The organism is Halobacteriovorax sp. HLS (genome assembly GCF_004006665.1).
In the GTDB taxonomy this organism is placed as follows: Bacteria; Bdellovibrionota; Bacteriovoracia; order Bacteriovoracales; family Bacteriovoracaceae; genus Halobacteriovorax.
Genome location: NZ_QOCL01000003.1, coordinates 109,649 through 129,511, shown reverse-complemented (window position 1 = coordinate 129,511; position 19,863 = coordinate 109,649). Strand labels below are relative to the sequence as shown.

At 36.1% G+C, this 19,863-nt stretch carries 21 protein-coding genes; 17 read left to right on the top strand and 4 right to left on the bottom strand.

Going from position 1 to position 19,863, the window contains the following annotated elements; translation table 11 throughout:
• Positions 1-174: 174 nt before the first annotated feature.
• Positions 175-1,857, bottom strand: coding sequence for a DUF6178 family protein (locus DPQ89_RS05350; RefSeq protein WP_127715886.1), 1,683 nt, complete (start codon positions 1,855-1,857; stop codon positions 175-177).
• Positions 1,858-1,984: 127 nt separating this feature from the next.
• On the opposite strand from DPQ89_RS05350, the gene DPQ89_RS05345 reads away from it, so the two are divergent.
• The 15 genes from DPQ89_RS05345 (at position 1,985) to DPQ89_RS05280 (ending at position 15,571) form a co-directional block, all read left to right on the top strand.
• Positions 1,985-4,021, top strand: coding sequence for a hypothetical protein (locus DPQ89_RS05345; protein ID WP_127715885.1), 2,037 nt, complete (start codon positions 1,985-1,987; stop codon positions 4,019-4,021).
• Between the two features lie 130 nt (positions 4,022-4,151).
• A complete protein-coding gene (locus DPQ89_RS05340; RefSeq protein ID WP_164848271.1) occupies positions 4,152-4,859 on the top strand; it encodes a Crp/Fnr family transcriptional regulator in 708 nt (235 codons plus the stop codon).
• Between the two features lie 58 nt (positions 4,860-4,917).
• Complete coding sequence (locus DPQ89_RS05335) at positions 4,918-5,289, top strand: cyclic nucleotide-binding domain-containing protein (protein ID WP_127715883.1); 372 nt, start codon at positions 4,918-4,920, stop codon at positions 5,287-5,289.
• Between the two features lie 134 nt (positions 5,290-5,423).
• Positions 5,424-5,873: a universal stress protein gene (locus tag DPQ89_RS05330; RefSeq protein ID WP_127715882.1), complete on the top strand. Its 450-nt coding sequence runs from the start codon at positions 5,424-5,426 to the stop codon at positions 5,871-5,873.
• Positions 5,873-8,257 (top strand): heavy metal translocating P-type ATPase, encoded by a 2,385-nt coding sequence (locus DPQ89_RS05325; RefSeq protein ID WP_127715881.1) that lies wholly within the window; start codon positions 5,873-5,875, stop codon positions 8,255-8,257. The genes DPQ89_RS05330 and DPQ89_RS05325 overlap by 1 nt, the downstream gene beginning before the upstream one ends.
• Positions 8,254-8,460, top strand: a complete 207-nt coding sequence (gene ccoS / locus DPQ89_RS05320) for a cbb3-type cytochrome oxidase assembly protein CcoS (RefSeq protein WP_127715880.1) — start codon at positions 8,254-8,256, stop codon at positions 8,458-8,460. Before DPQ89_RS05325 ends, ccoS begins: the two co-directional genes overlap by 4 nt.
• Positions 8,453-10,597, top strand: a complete 2,145-nt coding sequence (ccoN, locus tag DPQ89_RS05315) for a cytochrome-c oxidase, cbb3-type subunit I (protein ID WP_127715879.1) — start codon at positions 8,453-8,455, stop codon at positions 10,595-10,597. Before ccoS ends, ccoN begins: the two co-directional genes overlap by 8 nt.
• On the top strand, positions 10,594-10,770 hold the full coding sequence (locus tag DPQ89_RS05310) for a cbb3-type cytochrome c oxidase subunit 3 (protein WP_127715878.1): 177 nt from the start codon (positions 10,594-10,596) through the stop codon (positions 10,768-10,770). The genes ccoN and DPQ89_RS05310 overlap by 4 nt, the downstream gene beginning before the upstream one ends.
• The gene (locus tag DPQ89_RS05305) at positions 10,760-11,356 is read left to right on the top strand and encodes a cbb3-type cytochrome c oxidase N-terminal domain-containing protein (protein ID WP_127715877.1); all 597 of its coding nucleotides are present in this window, start codon (positions 10,760-10,762) and stop codon (positions 11,354-11,356) included. The genes DPQ89_RS05310 and DPQ89_RS05305 overlap by 11 nt, the downstream gene beginning before the upstream one ends.
• 51 nt (positions 11,357-11,407) lie before the next feature.
• The gene (gene ccoG / locus DPQ89_RS05300; protein WP_127715876.1) at positions 11,408-12,811 is read left to right on the top strand and encodes a cytochrome c oxidase accessory protein CcoG; all 1,404 of its coding nucleotides are present in this window, start codon (positions 11,408-11,410) and stop codon (positions 12,809-12,811) included.
• Entirely contained in the window at positions 12,792-13,493 is a 702-nt protein-coding gene (locus DPQ89_RS05295; RefSeq protein ID WP_127715875.1) for a sulfite exporter TauE/SafE family protein, read from the top strand. The genes ccoG and DPQ89_RS05295 overlap by 20 nt, the downstream gene beginning before the upstream one ends.
• A gap of 8 nt (positions 13,494-13,501) precedes the next feature.
• On the top strand, positions 13,502-13,645 hold the full coding sequence (locus tag DPQ89_RS18445; protein ID WP_164848270.1) for a hypothetical protein: 144 nt from the start codon (positions 13,502-13,504) through the stop codon (positions 13,643-13,645).
• A 65-nt stretch (positions 13,646-13,710) separates the two neighbouring features.
• Positions 13,711-14,709 (top strand): aldo/keto reductase, encoded by a 999-nt coding sequence (locus DPQ89_RS05290; RefSeq protein WP_127716458.1) that lies wholly within the window; start codon positions 13,711-13,713, stop codon positions 14,707-14,709.
• Entirely contained in the window at positions 14,709-15,134 is a 426-nt protein-coding gene (locus DPQ89_RS05285) for a co-chaperone YbbN (RefSeq protein ID WP_164848269.1), read from the top strand. Before DPQ89_RS05290 ends, DPQ89_RS05285 begins: the two co-directional genes overlap by 1 nt.
• A complete protein-coding gene (locus DPQ89_RS05280) occupies positions 15,134-15,571 on the top strand; it encodes an NAD(P)H-binding protein (RefSeq protein ID WP_164848268.1) in 438 nt (145 codons plus the stop codon). Before DPQ89_RS05285 ends, DPQ89_RS05280 begins: the two co-directional genes overlap by 1 nt.
• Before the next feature lie 163 nt (positions 15,572-15,734).
• Here the strand turns inward: DPQ89_RS05280 and DPQ89_RS05275 are convergent, their stop codons facing one another.
• Together DPQ89_RS05275 and DPQ89_RS05270 are read right to left on the bottom strand one after the other, a co-directional pair.
• Complete coding sequence (locus DPQ89_RS05275; protein ID WP_127715872.1) at positions 15,735-16,352, bottom strand: hypothetical protein; 618 nt, start codon at positions 16,350-16,352, stop codon at positions 15,735-15,737.
• A 126-nt stretch (positions 16,353-16,478) separates the two neighbouring features.
• On the bottom strand, positions 16,479-16,943 hold the full coding sequence (locus DPQ89_RS05270; protein ID WP_127715871.1) for a hypothetical protein: 465 nt from the start codon (positions 16,941-16,943) through the stop codon (positions 16,479-16,481).
• A gap of 158 nt (positions 16,944-17,101) precedes the next feature.
• Here DPQ89_RS05270 and DPQ89_RS05265 point away from each other — a divergent pair, with 158 nt between their 5' ends.
• Positions 17,102-18,844, top strand: coding sequence for a cation:proton antiporter (locus DPQ89_RS05265; protein ID WP_127715870.1), 1,743 nt, complete (start codon positions 17,102-17,104; stop codon positions 18,842-18,844).
• Between the two features lie 51 nt (positions 18,845-18,895).
• Positions 18,896-19,591, top strand: coding sequence for a diacylglycerol/polyprenol kinase family protein (locus DPQ89_RS05260; RefSeq protein ID WP_127715869.1), 696 nt, complete (start codon positions 18,896-18,898; stop codon positions 19,589-19,591).
• Here the strand turns inward: DPQ89_RS05260 and DPQ89_RS05255 are convergent.
• Complete coding sequence (locus DPQ89_RS05255) at positions 19,548-19,820, bottom strand: hypothetical protein (protein WP_127715868.1); 273 nt, start codon at positions 19,818-19,820, stop codon at positions 19,548-19,550. The genes DPQ89_RS05260 and DPQ89_RS05255 overlap by 44 nt on opposite strands.
• Positions 19,821-19,863: the final 43 nt, after the last annotated feature.

Genomic DNA, 19,863 nt, shown 5'->3' with positions numbered 1-19,863 from the left:
ACAACTCTTATTGTTAAGGGTCATTTTCAATCCATGAAAATCTTTCACTTTAAAAATGGTATTGCGAGAAGCGTGCCAAGTTTTCAGCACTAAACTGGTGTAATTTTGTCTACTTTGATAAAGGTTTGGATCAAAGAGCACCTTGCGCAGAGTCAACAAGGTGTCTAGCTGGCCCTATTGATCTTGAAGGATTAGAGGTCCACCAACATGTTTAAACTCGCTAGAGTCTAGTTCCTCTAAATCGTAACCTGAAAGATGGTATTTAATAATATCTTCTATGTAGTTTTCAAAACCATCAATGACACTAAGTCCAAAAGTATTCTTAAACTCAATGGCCTTAGACTGAAGTATAGCTTCTTGTTGAATAAATCTTTTTGAGAAATCTCTAAGCTCACTAATTGTGACACCAATTTTCATTCCTGAGTTTTCTTGGATAGATTTATTACAGAAATTTATAAAGGTGCTAAGTATCAAGGACTCAAAATCGATATCTGCCACATCAAAATTTAAATAGTAGTTATCCATTAGTTGGCCAGCTTCTTTTAGCTCCTGAAAGGTCTTATAGAAGCTTTGAATAAAAGGAAGTGTAGAGTTTAGTAGTTGAACTTCTTTTTCCCAACTTAGGAAGCTAGAGTAACTTTCAACTAAAGTACTCTTATTTTCAATTCTATTTTCGATATACTTCACTTCTCCATAGAAAGAATTTTCAATAGTCGTAGAAAAAATCTCTCCAAGAAAAGCATCATTATCACTATTGAAGCCACTTTGAGCATAGGACTTCTTTATTGTCTTCTGTGTTAGATAAATTAATGATCTTCCAACTCTATAGATATCGACAAAGTCAAATTTAGAAAATACCCCTTGCTCACTTTGCTCGGACAAATTCTTAATATAGTTAAGGCCAAGTTTTATTGTGTTAGCAGTTTCGCGTCCCACTCTTGTCATGGCAACACTACCATCTTTTAAAGCATCGCTTAGAGTGAGCGTCGCATTTATTAAACGAGTAAAATTAAACTGCAGAAAATCTACACGTTTTTCATTCTTCAATTTCGACAGCTCATCAGAGATAGAATCAAAGTTATTCTTAAAAGCAATAACAGCATTTTTATCAAGACATTGATTTAAACTCTCTGCTTCTAGCTCCCCTGTAATTTCAACCTTACTCTTTATGAAGTGATCAACATGGGACATACTAGGAAAGGAATTATTCATCTCAAGGGCATCATAGTAGTCAACGAAACCTAAGTCATTTAATCTGTGCTTTTTAAAGCGGTACTCGTCTTCTTGCATAGACAAGAAACCGTCGGAGACAATCATAAATAGATGCTGATAAGCAGCTTCAACACCCTTTTCGGAATAGATATCTTTAATAAACTGCTTAAGCTCTCCCACATAAGGATAGTCTTCTTCAAACTCAAATAAGAGTAGACTGTCTTCTGTTAAAAAGTAATTATCATGATCAGGATACATTGGATCTTCAACATCAAAGGTCCAAACACTAAGTCTTCCTTTTATAAAAATTGAAAATTCAATACTGTTTAAAAATTCATTCTTGAGCTTTTCATCTGTGACTTTAGAGTAAGTCTCAATCCAAAAATGGAAAGATTCAGGATCAATATCATCTTTTTTCCAAAGGTCTAAATCTAGAAATACTTGTCTTTGTTCAGAGCTAAATTTTCCAAGAGCACTGGCCACAACTTCAGTTGGAAGTGACTTTAATGCAACATAGAGAGGTTGAGTTGGTAAGTTTGAAAGGTCCTGTCCTTGTTGAATATAAGATTCAATGATCTCAAGGCTTGAATAAGATTCCGCCTCACTTAAAATGCTCTGAATAAGTCTAGATCCATCACTTGTCATATATTCTCCATATCTCAATTCTTGATTAAGAGCTTATAGCAAAAATTAGGACTAATGGCCATTAAGTATCTGAAAGTTGGTGACAATAACTCTAAATAACTTGAACCTATTTCCGATAAGTTAGCTAATGAAAAATAGATTTCAAATGAAAACCCTCAGCACAATCCTTTACTCTTTTGTATTTTTAATTACAAATTCATCAGTATGGGCAACTTATCAAGAAATAGAAAACCTGACTTCTTATCAAGCGATGTTGCTAGACGGGACAGGCTCTCAAAAATTAAATGATCAATACTCACAAAAAGTTATCAATCAAGTTAATGCATATATTAGAAACCCGTCGAATAAGACTTTTCTTAAATCTCCAAAGGGGTCACACTTACTTGAGAATCACCAGAAGTTAGTCAACTTTAAATCTTTAAAAGATAATTTAGAAAATTGTTTGAGTGATGATGAAGACAATCTAATGTTAAGGCAGCGAGTAATTGACGCTGCAGGAAAGTCATTTGATATTCCAGTTCCCTGTAGAGCTGATATAACAAAGTATGATGAACTAAATGGTTTTGTTCAATCTATCATGAGTCCTACAGATAAGTATCTTGAAAATAGCTTTGAGGCGCAGTTAAATAATAATGCAATCAAAACCACTTTAAAAACTCTCTTAAGTGTCTTGTATAAGTACGATCCTTCTTTTATGAAAAATGGAACTCTTTCAAAGAGTCAATTAAGTCGCCTAACAAATAGAGTCTGTAAAAAATCTAATATATGTAAAAATACAAAGTTTAAAAATGAGCTTGAAGAGGAGCTTAAAAGTTCTGCAATGGAACTCGCTAAGAACGAGAAAAAACGATCTATAGATGAGGTTGAAAAGAATCTAAATGGTAAGATTGATCTCATTAACAAAAAATTATCGAAAATATCTTTTGAAGCAAAAGAGCGCTGGTACTGGAGTGACTATGCGCAAATGGAAGATACCAATCAAAAAGTTAACTTTCAAAACTATATAAAAACTTATCTACAGGAAGCTTCCCAGGGCGACGGAGCTCTACTACTAACAGATAAGATAAAAGATAATGATGGAGGATTAAAATCTTATAGTGACGATTCTTCGAATATTGAGCAAGTCGGAGATAAATTCGTTTATAAGAAACATAAGAGAGTAAAAAAATCTCACATTCGAGCATCGATTAAAGAAGTAGAAAAGAAGATTTATGAACAGATTGACTCACTCAATAGTTACAGTATCGAAAGAGAAAAAGATCAATCGTTACTTAAGGAAAGTAAATCTATTGGTCGCGCAGCAATGGCAAATCAATATAAGAAAAAGAGGTTTAAAAGTAATAGACTGGAATCTATCGAGGATCTTATTAAGAGAAACCCAATTGTAGCAGGACAAACATTATTGCAAAATCCTGAGTACTCGTCTTTGGCCTGTAAAGCTATTGCCAATATTAATAGTGATAAAGAAAGTGATGAAAATATTCACAAGGCGGCCATTCTCATAGGTGCCATCGGTGGAGGACTTCTCATTGCAACAGGAGTTGGAGCAGTGGCCGGTGGTTGGCTTCTTACGGGATCACTATCTGCAGGAGTTGCAGCTGGAACTGTTGGAGGAACTGTACTTGCTGCTACGACAACAAGTGCACTTATCTTAGGAGGTGCCGAGTCTGCCTACTTTAGTAATAAGGCCTACAATAATTATTCCCAGGCCCAGGCCTTAGACAGATCTATAATGGCACAAACATCTGATCAGACTAATATAATAGAAAGAAGAGACGAAGTAATTGCTTTTAAAGAAGCACGTTTTGAGGCCGCCTTGGCCCTTGGATTCTCGGCACTTGATCTAGGAGCAATGAAAGGCATTGGCCATCTTGCAAAAGGTAGTAAATCTCTTGTACTTAGTGCCAACCAAAGAAGAAATTTAAAAAACCTCTACGAAGGGATCAATGATCCTAATTCACTTTCTGTAATTAGAGATGCTATGGATAAAATGGGAACGAACTCCTCAAGTGAGTTTGATAACTTCCTAGGTTTGCTCTCAACAGGCAATAAGAAATGGCAAGATCAATTCTTAAGTCAACTAAAAGATGGAAAGCTCGATGCAGACAAGCTGTCACTATTAGCTAAAGAGAGTCTTGAAAAATCAAAGCAATGCATTAAGTAGCCGATTCTATTTGATAAATTATTCTTAAAAGAAGTTAACTTTCGTGGCCAAAGAAAGTGTACTGGTATAGTATTTCCTATAAATAAATTATTGAATTCATCTCTAATCTGAGATGAGAGAGGAAGAAATGATGAAATCTCAAACGAAATGTGAGAGCTGTCCATCTAACGGTCAAGGTATCTTTTGCGAACTTGAAGAGCTCGCCCTATCTGATATTGATAAGCACAAAGTCACTAATAAGTACAAGAAGGGACAAACCCTCTTTGTACAAGGAAATCACCCATTTGGAATTTACTGTATTTCAAAAGGTAATGTGAAAGTTACCAAAGTTGGTCCTGATGGTAAGGAATCTATCGTTAGAATTTGCCAAGGTGGAGATATCCTAGGTCATAGATCTCTATTTACTGAAGAGCACTACACTGCAACTGCAACGGCCATGGAAGAAAGTGAAGTTTGCTTTATTGATAAGAAATATATCCTAAAAATGATTGAAGAAAAACCAACTGTTTCTCTTAATATCATCAACAAGCTATCTAAAGATATGGGTTCAGCTGAGACAAAGCTAAGCTCTTTTCACCAGAAAAATGTTAGAGAAAGACTAGCAGAGCTACTACTTGTTCTAAAAAAGACTCATGGGACAGAATTAGCCGATGGAAAAGTGAAGCTAGATATTAAGCTTACTCGTGAAGAAATGGCCACTATGATTGGAACGGCAAACGAAACTCTAATTAGATTTATTTCTGAATTTAAGGACGAAGGTCTAATCGAACAAGACGGCAAGACTCTAATTATAGTTAAAGAAGAAGAACTTCTTGAATGGGCAAACTTGTCATATTAATTACAAAAACATGATCTAAAACATATTACATGCAGAAATTTTATTTTAAGATTTCTGCATGAATACTAAAGATGATTACCTTAAAATTTCAAAAGAACTCATAACTAAGATTAAGAAAATTAGTAGCCCACACTGCTACTCAACCCAATCAAAGCTTTTCTATGAAGGGCAGACCCCAATTGTCGCTTACTTACTTCTAAACGGATATATTCACCTTACCAAGAATAATAAAATAAAAGGAATACTTGACCCGGGGACTCTACTTGGGTTTAAAGAATTAATGAATAATGAAGCAGTAGATATGGACGCTGAAATTCTTCCTAATACTGAAGTTTGCTTCTTAGATCGCAGTACAATACTAGAAATTCTCAATCACAAAGAACAAGATGATGAATTACAAGAATTCTTTAGTAGTCTCATTGCGGTATAAACTCAATATTTCAATAAAATTAATTAATTAACTAGCATTATCTTACCAATTTTAGGTAAAATCATGACCTATATCAGGTTTTATTGAAAACAAAAAAGTTATTATAATTTCATTATTATAAAAGGAATTCTAGCATGAAAAACGTCGTAATTTGCTGCTCGCTCGAAGATGAGAATATTGAGCTTATTAAAACTCTAAAAGGGAATCCTTTACTAGAAAATGCGAAGCTTCACTTCGTACATATTTTCGAGATTCATGTCTATACGTCTGACTTTTCTCCTTATATTTTTCCTTCGGAAGATAAATATCCAGAGATAGAAAAAGCAACAAAAGAAATTCTCTCAGGTGTCGCAAAAGAAGTTTGCACTGCCGATGAACTAAAGAACTCACAAATAGAGAACTACTTTGCTTATAGTCCAAAACAAAAAATTAGTGACTACCTAACTGAAGTCGACGCTGATCTAGTCATTGTTGCTTCAAAACAAAAACATGGAATCGAAGGACTATTTTCAAGTTCTTTTACAGACCACTTAGTTAAATATTCGGCATGTGATATTCATGTACTAAGACCACCGAGAAGCTAATGCCTAAAGAGTCTATTAAAGACATTTCTAGCAAGCTTAGCTCAAAGTGTACCCACTGCAATGAAGTTACTAATAACCCTATTCATGACGGTGATGTGCTCTTTTGCTGTTACGGTTGTCAAACTGTATATCAGGCCCTAAAGGAAAAGAACCTCCTCACCTATTACAAGCTTAGAGAACAATCTGGAGATAATACAGCATCTCCAGTTCCAAACACTCAAAGTATAGACTTTAATTATCTCAACGAAGAAAAATTTCAGTCAGAGTTTTTAAAAGCTACACCTCAGGGTCTTGAAGCAAAGTTCTATTTAGAAGGAATTCACTGTATCGCATGTGTTTGGCTACTTGAGAAAACACCAACATTTATAAACGGAATTCTCTCTTCGAGAGTACAATTAGGTTTATCCACAGTTGATCTTGTCGTTGAGCCCGGTGCTGATCTAGCAGAAATTGCTCAAGAATTTGTAAAGATGGGTTATCGCCCACACCCAGTTAAATCTAGTGATGAAATTACGAAACTTCAAAATAAAGAAGACCGTCTAAAGCTAATTCAAATTGGCGTTGCAGCCGCTTGTAGTGCAAATATTATGCTCTACTCAGTTGCCATCTACGCAGGGGCCGGAGAAATTTTTAGCGGTTTGTTTGGTTGGGTGAGTTTCTTTCTATCTTTACCAATACTACTTTTTAGCGCTATTCCATTTTACAAGAGCTCAATCTCAGCTCTTAAATCAAAGTCTGTAAATATTGATATTCCTATATCCACGGCAATTATTATTGGAACATTTTCTGGACTGTACAATCTTGCAGTGGGAAGTAATCACTTCTATTTTGACTCTATAGCCATCCTAGTCTTTCTACTTTTATCCTCTAGATTTGTTGTTCACAAAATTCTACAAAGTGGACTTAACACACGAGGGCTTAAGTCACTTTTTAACCAAGGACCTGTCCTTCGTCTAAACTCAAAAACGAATAAATATGAAAGTGTTCATAGTGATTATATCGTTACAAATGATATTTTATTAATAAAGAAATCTCAAAGCATTCCTTGTGACTCTATTATTTTAGAAGGATCAAGCTTTATAAATAACTCCCTCATCAATGGAGAAAGTAGACCAGCTGAAGTCAATCAAGGTCAACTTGTTTATGCTGGCGCTTTGAATATAAGTGATGACTTAGTCATACAAGTCAAAAAAGAATTCGCTCAAAGTACCCTAGGAAAAATTATTGAGAAAGTAGAGTCGACTGCAGGTGAAAACCTAGACCTTCACTCTCTTACAAGTAAGCTTAGTAAATGGTTTGTTGCAGGAGTATTCTCGCTTTCAATCGTTTCATTCTTATATTTCTTATCATACTTCAATCTTCATATCGCAATTGAGAGAACATTAGCACTTATTATCATTTCATGTCCTTGTGCTCTAGGCCTAGCTTCACCTCTTGCGCTAGCTAAGGCCATGAATAGTGCAAAACGAGGCGGCATTATTATTAAGTCTGAAAAATCTTTAGAAGAGCTGGCCCGTGCAAAAGAAGTATTCTTAGACAAGACCGGAACATTAACTAAAGGAAATTTTGATGTTGTAAATGTTAAAGTTCTAAAAGAGATTAAGAATATCAATGAATTGGTTTACTCAATAGAGAAGCACTCTGCTCATCCGATAGCCCAGTCACTTGTAAACTGGTCAAGAACAAATACTGAATTAGTAGTTTCAGACCTCATTGAAATAGCAGGAAAAGGTATCACTGCTTCTATAAATGAACATAAATATAGAATCGAAAAGGATTTAACAAATAGTTCAACAAACTCTACTGTAAACTTTTTTGAAAATGATGAGCTCTGCTATGTATTCACTTTAAAAGATGAACTAAGAGAAGATGCTCCTAGGCTTATTAAGTTTCTCAAGAATAATAAAGTAACCCCAACTATACTCTCCGGAGATAATCTTTCGTGCGTAAGTAATATTGCAGCGGAAATAAATCTGCCACGAAGTAGTGCTCTTGGAGACCTAAGTCCTGAACAAAAGTCTGAAATAGTTAAATCTAAAAAAGGTACTGTCATGGTTGGCGACGGTGCTAATGACGCTATTGCGATGAGAGAAGCACATGTTTCAATCTCTCTACGAGGAGCAATGGATATAAGCCTTAGAGCAAGTGATATCTATCTCACTAAAAATCCAATGCTCGGCCTAATAGAGCTTTTCTCATTGGCAAAGAGAACATATTCTTCAATAAAGATTAATTTGTTCATCTCTTTGGCGTATAACGTACTTGGTGTAACTCTTTCTTTAATGGGAATAGTAACTCCTTTATTTGCAGCGATACTTATGCCAATTAGCTCTCTAAGTGTGGTTCTTGCCACTCTATATAATCTAAGGGAGTTAAAAAAATGAATATCATATATCTACTAATCCCATTGGCCCTTATTTTAGGAGTCTTCTTTGTTGTTTCATTTATTTGGGCAACATCAAAGGGACAATTTGATGATCTCGACACTCCAGCAACAAGAATTTTATTTGATGATGATAATACTAATATTAAAACCGAAGAGAACTTAGGTGATCTTCTTAACGAAAAAGGAAAGAAACATGAATGACTCTCACTTAGAGCGTTTTAAGTATGACGACGCTCTATCTAAGATGTTTATTTTCGCGACCGTTATTTGGGGTTTTGTAGCACTTCTATTAGGTGTTACAGTGGCCTTTCAATTAGCAAGTTGGAAAGTAAATCTTGGATTAGAATGGACAACATTTGGTAGACTAAGGCCATTACACACGAACGCAGCTATTTTTGCCTTCGTAGGAAATGCAATGTTTGCTGGTATTTACTACTCTACTCAAAGGCTTACTAAAGCTCGTTTATTCAACGATATCCTAGGAAGAATTCATTTTTGGGGTTGGCAATTAATTATTGTTGCGGCAGCAATCACTCTACCACTAGGAATAACTACTGGTAAGGAATATGCTGAGCTTGAATGGCCAATTGATATTTCTATTGCAGTAGTATGGGTTGTTTTTGCGATCAACTTCTTTGGAACTCTTGCAAAAAGAAGAGAGAAGCATATCTATGTTTCACTTTGGTTCTATATTGCGACGATAGTAACTGTTGCAGTTCTTCACATAGTTAACTCAATTTCATTGCCAGTTGATCTTATGAAGTCTTATCCAGTTTACGCTGGTATTCAAGATGCACTAGTACAGTGGTGGTATGGACACAATGCTGTTGCATTCTTCTTAACAACACCATTTTTAGGAATTATGTACTACTTCATTCCAAAAGCTGCGAATAGACCAGTTTACTCTTATAGACTTTCTATTATCCACTTTTGGTCACTAGTATTTCTTTATATTTGGGCCGGACCTCACCACCTTCTTTACACTTCAGTTCCTGATTGGGTTCAGACGACAGGGATGCTCTTTTCTGTAATGCTTTGGATGCCTAGTTGGGGGGGAATGATTAACGGTCTACTTACTCTTAGAGGTTCTTGGGATAAAGTAAGAACAGATCCAGTTTTAAAATTCCTTGCAACTTCAGTTACATTTTACGGGATGGCAACTTTTGAAGGTCCACTAATGGCCATTAAATCAGTTAATGCTCTTGGGCACTATACTGACTGGGTTGTTGGACATGTACACTCAGGAACAATTGGGTGGAACTATATGATGATCGCTGGGATACTATACTTCCTAGTTCCTAAAATTTACAACACTACTCTTCACTCTGTGAAGCTTGCAAATGCTCAATTTTGGGCGGCAACAATTGGTCTAGTACTATACATGATGTCTATGTGGACAGCAGGTATTACTCAAGGACTAATGTGGAGAGATATCGATGCTTCAGGTAAGCTAGTTTATCCTAACTTTATTGAAACTGTTGTTAGAATTGTTCCAATGTACTGGGTACGTGCATTTGGTGGTGTTCTAGTCCTAGGTGGTTTTGTTCTAATGATGTACAACCTTTGGATGACTATCAAAAATGCAAAAGCACAGGATGACGTAGAGTTCCTAGCTCCTGCAATTGATCATTCTTCAGATGCACACGAAACAGGTCATAGAAAATTAGAAGGACTACCTACTCTATTTACTATTCTTACAACTATTGCGATTTTAATTGGTGGTATAGTTGAGATCACTCCATCACTACTGAGTAATACTTTTATTGAGAAAGATCCTGAAATCAAGCCATACTCTCCACTAGAGTTAGAAGGTAGAGATATCTTCATTAAAGAAGGTTGTTACACTTGTCACTCTCAACAGATTCGTCCAATGGCAGATGAAACTCTAAGATATGGAGCTCCTTCAAGGGCCAGTGAGTCTGTCTACGATAGACCATTCCAATGGGGTTCTAGAAGAATTGGTCCAGACATCGCAAGAGTTGGTGGTAAATACAATCATATGTGGCACTACAGACATATGTGGGACCCAAGAGAAGTTACTCCTAAGTCGATTATGCCAGAGTATAAGTGGCTATTTAAAAAGAAGTGGAACATGAAATCTCTTCCTAAGAAACTTAAAGTGATGAAAGCACTAGGAGTTCCTTATACTGATGAAGATATTAAAATGGCCGTTACTTCTGCTCAAAAACAAGCATTTGAAATCACTAAAGCTCTTAACAAAGACGGTGTTGAAATGAAAATGCAAGACAAAGAAATCATCGCTCTAATTGCTTACCTACAAAGATTAGGTGTTGATGGTGCAAGAAGTGATGCGAAGAAAAAGGAAGGTAAGAAATGATTAAGCAAGTATTAATGAATTTCAATCACCCTTGGTTACCAACACTTGGTGTATTAATTTTTATTACTCTCTTTGTTTCAATGTTAGTTTGGATAAATAGAAGAGGGTCAGATCCATATTACGCAAAGGCAGAAAATCTGCCTCTTGAGGAGGGGGTAAGAAGTGAGCGATAACAATGAAAAACTACACGTTCTAGATGATGAGAAAGACCTTCTCTTAGATCATGACTATGATGGTATTCAAGAGCTAAATCACCCACTACCTTCTTGGTGGGTGTGGATGTGGGCAGCATCTATCGTTTTCTCAATTCCATACTTCATGTATTATCACATGGCAGGTGGACCAAGCTTGGCCGAGGCCCTTGAAAAAGATATGGTTAAAATTAATGAGCTCAAGGCAGTTGCGGCCAATGATCTTAGCAAATTTGATATTGAGCACTACAATACTTGGGTTGAAAATAATGACGCCAAAGCATTAGCGGCAACAGTATGGGAAGAAAATTGCCTAAGCTGTCACGCTGCTGATGGTGGTGGTGATATTGGTCCAAACTTAACAGATAACTACTGGTTGAACATTACTGAAAGAACTCCACAAGCGATCTTTAAAGTAGTAAGAGATGGAGTAGAAGATAATGGTATGCCAGCATGGGGAGAAGTTCTTAGCAAAGAAGAAATCTATGCGGCGATCACTCAGGTTATGGCATTCAAAGGAACTACTCCTGCTGAGCCAAAAGAGCCACAAGGTGAAAAAATAGAGTAATTTTTTATAAGCGAAGAGGTATTGTCCTCTTCGCTATTTTAAGGATAGAAGATGTCAGACAATCCATTTGATTTACATGAAGAAAGACTTGCTACAACTGATGCTCAGGGGCATAGAGTCTATCTCTATCCTGAAGATGTAAAAGGAAAATGGAGAAATCGTAGGAACTTAGTTTACTACTTTCTTATCGCTTTATATCTAATTTTACCTTGGGTAAATATAGGCGGAAAACAGGCGATTCTTCTAGACATCGTTAAAAGGGAATTTACTTTCTTTGGTATGACTTTCTATAGTCATAACGCACCTATTTTAATTTTTGTATTCTTAGGTTTCGTTTTTTCCATTGGTTTTATAACAAGTATCTGGGGAAGAGTCTGGTGTGGTTGGGCATGTCCACAAACAGTTTTCATAGATGCAATTTATCAAAAGATAGAAATTTTAGTTGAAGGTAATGCCCGAAAAAGAATGAAGCTCGACAAGGCCCCTTGGAGTGCTGAAAAAATCATAAAGAAAATCATTAAGTGGACACTCTTTACAGTAGCGTCCATGCACATTGCTCACTCCTTCATAGGGTACTTTGTTGGAGCAAGAGAATTAATAGATATTACCCTACAGTCACCTTTTAAAAATCTAACACTCTTTGGTGCGACCTGGACTACGACAGCTATCATATTATTTGACTTTGGTTGGTTCAAAGAGCAGTTCTGTCTCATTGCCTGTCCGTATGGAAGATTTCAATCAGTCATGATGGATCAAAGCTCAATGATTATCGCCTATGACTATAATCGAGGTGAACCTAGAAGAAAGAAAGGACAAGCAAAAGATGAACACGCAGATTGCATTGATTGTTTTGCCTGTGTAAAGGCCTGCCCTACAGGTATTGATATTAGAAGAGGTACTCAATTAGAATGTATCGCTTGTACAAATTGCATTGATGCTTGCGACGATATAATGAGAAGAGTAGGAAAACCAGAAGGTCTAATTAGATATGACTCAGAACTTGCTCTAGAGGGAAAGAAGGTTAAGCATTTAAATATGAGAAATTTAATCTATCTTCTCGTATGCCTATCTATGCTAGCAGGACTTATTTATAATTTGACAAAAATCACTGATCTTGATGTTGTTCTTCTTAGAGGAAGTAAGACTCCTTATACTATTTCTAGAACGGAGCATACTGAGACAGTTAATAATCATTTCAAAGTTGTCTTTGACTATAGAGGCTCTGAGTTTGAATCTGTTTTCCTAGAAGTAACAGATTCTGACAATGTTCAGCTTGTTACTCCTAAAAACCCAGTGCCATTGAAAGATGGTATGACTCATACAAATGTGTTTATGAGATTTAAGAAAGATCACTTAAAAAAAGGAACCCTTAAAGTATTTATGAGAGTCTTACATCCAAAGACAAAGAAACTTATCAAACAAGTGGAGGTCACTCTTGTTGGACCAACTAACTGAGATACAGTCAGCTCTTCCTGTCTTTGCTCCAATGTTTGCTTTTATGATTGGGCTAACCGGTAGTCTCCACTGCATTGGAATGTGCGGTGGATTAGTAATGAGTGTTGGAAATGATTTCAAAAGTAATTCCTCTTATCAGTTAGGAAGACTCAGTGCTTATCTAATCATGGCCGTGATCGCAATGCTTACGTCTTCACTCATTCAAACAACGGGCATTGGCCAATACATACCTCTTGTTGGAGGTGTTTCTATTGGACTTCTATTCTCGTTTTGGGGACTTCAGTCTATGAGAGGAAAGAAGTTTGAAGTAAAACTTCCTGGAGCACTAAACTCACTTTACAAGAGACTCTTTTCTAGATTTACTCAAAATAAGAATTCTAATATTCTTAAAGGATATTCAGTTGGGGCCTTATCTCTTATGCTTCCTTGTGGATTTCTCTACGCTGTAGTAATTACGCTTATGACATTTCAATCCCCTTTAATTGGATTTCTTGGGGTTATTGGTTTTTGGTTAGGAACTCTTCCGGCCATGGTCTTTGCTCCTACACTTATTCACCAAATTGTTAAACCTGTAGCAAGGTACGCACCTAAGCTTTCAGGTTTTCTACTAATATGCTTAGGACTCTCTACTGTCTCCTATCGACTATGGACTTTCTACACTGTTGGCCCAAATTGCCACTAGGACTACTTATGAAAAAAAACATCGAAAAAACAGCAACTTCTAGAGAAAAAGTAACACTTGAGGGACGTTTATTTGATATCGCCTTCTGGTCATTTCTCACAATTATTCCACTTGGTAGTGCCGGGGCCATTTTATACTTTTCATCAAAGTGATTTGTTGATTTATTGTAAAAAAGCCCATACTCTTTAGCACAACAAAGTGAGTCAATATGAGTGATATGAAGTATCGTAAGCTAGGTAACTCTGGACTATTTCTAAGTAGTTTTTCTCTAGGGTCTTGGGTTACATTTAAAAATCAAATTAATACAAAGTCAGCGGTTGATATGATGGCCCTAAGCTATGACAAAGGAATTAACTTCTTTGACAACGCCGAAGTATACGCCGATGGTGAATCTGAAATTATTATGGGCGAGGCCCTAAAGAAACTTAAATGGAGCAGAGATACTTATTGTATTTCTTCCAAAGTTTTCTGGGGTGGCGACAGACCTACTCAACGTGGTTTAAATAGAAAGCATGTTATCGAAGGATGTGAAAACGCCCTTAGAAGACTACAACTTGATTACTTAGATCTCTACTTCTGTCATCGTCCAGACCTAGACACTCCGATTATCGAGACAATCCGAGCAATGGATACTCTTGTTAAACAAGGAAAGATCCTTTACTGGGGAACAAGTGAGTGGTCTGCTGAGCAAATAACAGAAGCTTATACAATTTCTGAACGGTATCATTTAACTCCACCTACAATGGAGCAACCACAGTACAACCTACTGCATAGAGAAAGAGTTGAAAAAGAGTACTCATCTCTATACTCAAAGTATGGAATGGGAACTACAACTTGGTCTCCACTAAGTTCAGGAATACTTACAGGTAAGTATTCAGCGGGTATACCAGATGGTTCTAGACTTTCTCTAGAGAGCTTTTCATGGCTAAAAGAAATTTATGAAACTCCAGAAGGAAAGAAGAAACTTGAAATTGCGGCCAACCTCTTAGAGTTTTCGGCCGAGCTTGGGACAAACTTGGCCCAACTATCTCTTGCTTGGTGTCTTAAGAATCCAAATGTAAGCACCATTATCTTAGGAGCAAGCAGACTTGAGCAAATTGAAGATAATATTAAAGCACTTGATGTAATAGACTTGTTAACAGATGAAGTGATGGAAAAGATTGAAGAGATAACAAACAATCGACCAGAGCCTCACATTGACTGGAAAGAGCACTAGTGAAAAAAGTAAATTCTCAAGAGTTTGACGACTCCATCAAGTCAATTCAAGGACCTTACCTTTTAAAGTTTGGCTCTAAATCTTGTGGCCCATGTAACACCATGGGCCCAGTCCTCGAAAAACTTTCTCAACAAAATCCTGAGTTCAATATCTTAGAAGTAGATACTGATGAATCACCTGAACTTGCGGCGCTTTTTAATATTCGCTCAATTCCGGCACTTCACTTCTGTAAAGATCGAGAAATAATCTACTCTCTTAACGGCATTACACCTTTTAGAGATCTTCAATATATTATAGACAATATTGAAAGTGAGTACTTCAAAGAGCATGGAGAATTTGAGAGCACTCCAGAAAAAAAGAGCTACTTTAACGCCATTCTTACTTGCTCAATTCTAGCATTTATTGTGCTACTTATGGTTATCTAGTGAAGTTTTTAGTCTTTGGAGCAAGTGGACTCGTGGGAAAAGAGCTTTCGTCTCAACTCGCAAACAAGCATGACACTTACCTCGCCCTAAGAAACTCTCACGAGAGCTCTTCTAATATACGTATCGTTGATTTTGAAAAAGAAAATATATTACCACCAGAGAAGTTTGATGGGGTTTATTGCTGTCTTGGAACAACAATTAAGAAAGCAGGATCTAAGGAAGCTTTTCGACGTGTTGACTTGGACTACGTCTTAAAATGCTATAAATTTGCAAAAGAGGCCCAAGCTAGCTTCTTCTGTGTCATAAGTTCTCTAGGCGCAAATAAAGACTCTTCGCTCTTCTATAATAGTATTAAAGGCGAGATGGAAGAGCTCTTAAACGATACTACCATGAAGACTATTATCGTTAGACCAAGCCTTCTGGTTGGGGAACGTTAGGAATTTAGATTTGGTGAATACCTAGGAATAAAACTCTTTGCACCGCTAGGAATTTTATTTCCTAAAGGGCTAAGAAAATATGCACCCGTCAAAGCAAGTATTGTCGCCGAGACAATGATAGAACTTACTTTGACGGGAAACACCTCTAATCCTTTAGAGTATATTATAAAATAGCACTTTTCTTTCCCTTAGATGCTTTTAGACTATAGTAAAGCGCAATATTAGGAAGCTCCATATTTTGATAAATTTTAAAAAGAAGCTCATAAATTTTGGATTCTTCAGACTCTTTGGCAAATCGAACTAACTCTTTTACCGCTACCCCAAATTCTTGCAGAGCAATCTTAACTAAGACAAAGTGTAACTTAGAGATATGACAATCTACATTCAGCTTTATTGATTCTTTAATATAATATTCACTAAGCTTTAAAATTCTATTTTGTTTTTTGAGGTCTTTTTCATTTAAGGCCCTTTTAAAATAGAAAATTCCCATTGCAAGATGAATAAGCTGCTCACTTTCACTACCCAATTCATCACAATTAAGTGCGTGATCAAACATATCGTGAGCATTGTGGGATACTTCTGTTTCGTCACTAAGCATTTTAATTCCTAGAACTAATGCTTCATTTGAACTTAGATATTGATGATGAACGGACTTCCACTTAAGAGTCACGCTACGATTCTCTAACACAGAATCAAAATGAGTGACTTTACTATTGCAAAGAATACCAAAGTACTTATTAATATTCTCAGTATAAAATCTTTGAACAGAAGTATTTCTCATAAAGGCCCCCACCTGAAGCCATTATGCTTTAAACTTGAGTACTTTGTTGATTTTTTATAAGTGTTTAAAAATAGGAATTCAGGTGGCACATTTCTGTGCACACCAATTTAGATCAGCTGCCTAGAACTATTGACAGTCTCGTATTTCTTCAAGCAAAGATGCATCATATTCTTTTACTAGAGCTTTAACTTTGTCTACAGCAATTCGACTATGCTTGATAACGTTTACAAGTCTACAGAAGTTTTCACTTCCAGCGACTCTAAGTAGTGACCAAGAAGTTACGTCGAACTTTGTGCTGTAGAAAACTTTGTACAATAGTTCTCTATATTCTAATTTTACTTGCTGCCCCGTTTTCTTTACAAGGGCCTCTCCTAACTCATTGTCGTGGATTGAGAAATTCCAAGTTAACTGATCACCAGAACCTAAATCAAGAGTTCCTTCCCATGTCTTAATTACGGCCCCTTTTCTAGAGAGCTTAACTAATTTTCCAGAACGATAGCCATTTGAGTAATTATAATTAAGCAACGCATATGTCGCACCAGCTAGTATTACTAAAATGAGTATACAAAACGAAATGATCTTCTTTTTCACTATTGCTCCGAAATTGAGGTATTTAAGTATTTTAAACAATAAAAATAGTAAGGTAAACCCGATATTTAGGTAAAATGAAGCTTATATTGGCCTTCATAAATTGATGAAATTGCAAAATCAGTTATAATTTAGTCTAAATTAGTTATGAGGATACTACATTGCAATCTCAAGAAGTGGGGCTAGCTATTATTGAACAGAAGATCCCTATCTTGGGACTAGCATTAATAGCGTCATTAATATTTGGGAAATTCTCAAAAAAACTAAAAATTCCAAAAGTTACTGCATTTATATTCACTGGTATTTTACTTGGTCCGACAGGCATAAACCTACTTTCCACAAAACTCGCAGACAGTATTCACTTTCTCTCAGATATTGCGATGGGACTTATCCTCTTTAATATTGGCGGGGATTTTGACCGAGATCTTATAAAAAAACTTGGTGGGAAAAGCATCAAAGAAATTGCAACTGCAGGAGCATTTACTTTTATTCTGGTCTTTAGTCTTACATTTGTAAGCTATAGTTTAATTACCAAGGACTTTCAGCTAGCACTTATTATTTCAATCTTCCTCTCTTTTGTGTCTCTAGAGTGCGCTCCGCCAACAACATTACTTGTGATGAAGGAGTATAATGCCAAAGGACCTTTGCAACGCTCCATTTTAACTTATCTTGGGCTTGCAACAGTTGTTGCTCTAATTGGTACACAGGTTATAGAAGTTGTTTTAAAAGTTTTACATATATGGCCAAATGAAAGTAGCTCAACTCCGCTTATCCAACTAGGGATGTTGGTATGGTCTCTACTTGGCTCTGTTATCCTAGGCTTTCTACTAGGTTTTTTTCTTTCGTATTGGGAACAGAAAGAAAAGAAATCATCTGAATTTCTCATGCTAGTTGGTTCAACTATACTCTTTGGACAAACCCTATCCTACTATTTAAAGACGGATCCTCTCATTATCTCCACTGTCATAGGCTTCACAGTGGTAAATGCATCTAATTCTGGAAAAGAAATTCATAAAGGTATAAATGAAATGGGGCTTTCAATTTATGCCATCTTCTTTGTTTTAGCAGGTGTTCATATCAATTTGCGAGAGTTCACACCGACAGTCCTTTTAATGGCCGTTGTCTACATCGTTTGCAGAACAGCGGGATTCTACTTCGGTTCGAAAATAACTGGAAAGGTTGTTAGTTCATTCGAGTCAAAATCAAAATACTTTGGTCTCTGTACCCTTTCCCATGCGGGAATTGCTCTTGCAATTGTAACTAAGATTATGCCTATTGAGACGCAAAGTGCACAACTCATAGTAACAATCATCATGAGTTCTATTTTTGTCTTTGAGATCATGGGACCTCTTCTTTTAAAACACAATCTTGTTTTGGCCGGAGAAATTAAGGAAACGACAGCGGGTGGAAAGAGTTTTACTAAAAAGGCCGATCTAAGCGTGGGTCAAATTATTGATAATCTCCAAGAAAATCTCAACATAAAGTCTTCTGAGGAATCCTTAATCGATACAACTATAAAGTCGCTAGTAAAGACAGATATAACCTCAGTTAAAGTCAGTGCTAATATTGAAAATGTAGAAAAGTTTGTCTATCAAAATAGCTCACCTTTCTATTCAATAATAGATGATGATCAAACCTTTTTAGGCGTGATTGACCTTAAGCAATTAGTAGAGATATCTAAAGAGGAAGATAATAGTTTTATCACAGCTAAATCACTTATTAGTGAATATCCGGTTATTTATCATGATATGAGTAGAAATGAAGCTCTCGCAGTTTTTCAAGAGCACTTGTACCAGAGTCTTCCAGTGGTAAATAGAACAACGAGAAAGATCTTAGGAATTATAAATCAAAAAGACTTACTTAAAGATATTAGTGACAACTCTCCGAGTGAAATAATCAACTAAAAGCCTTAACATATTCAAAATATTTTCCGATAATAGAGCAAAGGAATTATTGTGAATAAAGAAAATGATACAGAAAGTTCAGTAGAAAGCTCTACGACTACAGAAGCTCCTAAGGCCACGGCCACAAGACATGATCTTCAATTTCCTAGAAGGTTCTTTCATCTTTCAATGGGAACTGGAGCAGGAATCATTTACTATATGTTTCTTACTCACCAAGCAGCAGTTTCAATTCTAGGGACAGCAGCTTGTTTAGTATATATTGTAGAACAGCTCAGACTTAACTACCCTGAACATGCTTCGACTTTTTCAATCCTCACTAAGTATTTATTACGAGCAGAAGAGCAGCTTAAAGAATCTGCAGGAATGCCTTTTGTAATGGGTCTTTTACTAACATTACTAAGTTTTCCAAAGGTCGTGGCCTTAACATCTATTTTCACTTTGGCCATAGCAGACCCAATGTCGGCCGTTATCGGAATTAGATTTGGAAAAAATAGAATTGTAAAAGGAAAGAGTCTTGAAGGCTCTGCCGCATTTTTTATCTCTACTTTTTTAATTATCTTTGGAGTATTTGGATTTCTATTTGATAACGATATGTCGCTAGTAACACTCTTAGCAATTATTGTTTCACTAGTTATGACAGCTTTTGAGATGCTACCGATAAAGTTAGATGATAACTTAACGATCCCAATTGTAATGGGATTGATTACTTGGTTTTGTACAGGCTTTTTAGGTATTCCAACAGTCTAGTGATCAGTGGCTTTCGAGGAAAAATCTTAATCCACAAAGAAGCATTATCTTCTTTGATTAATTTAACCTTCTTGCTTGAAACAAGGGCCTTTAATTCATTTTCAAGATCCTCACTTGTTAAGGATTTATTCTTCATTAGAAAATCATTATCCAGATCCAAATATATTTTTTCCAGACTCATTGGCTCTAGAAAAGATAATGTTTCTAATAATTTTTCTCTTAATTTCACTTCTACACTCTACTCTTTATGTTTTTATTCTATTACTATTGTT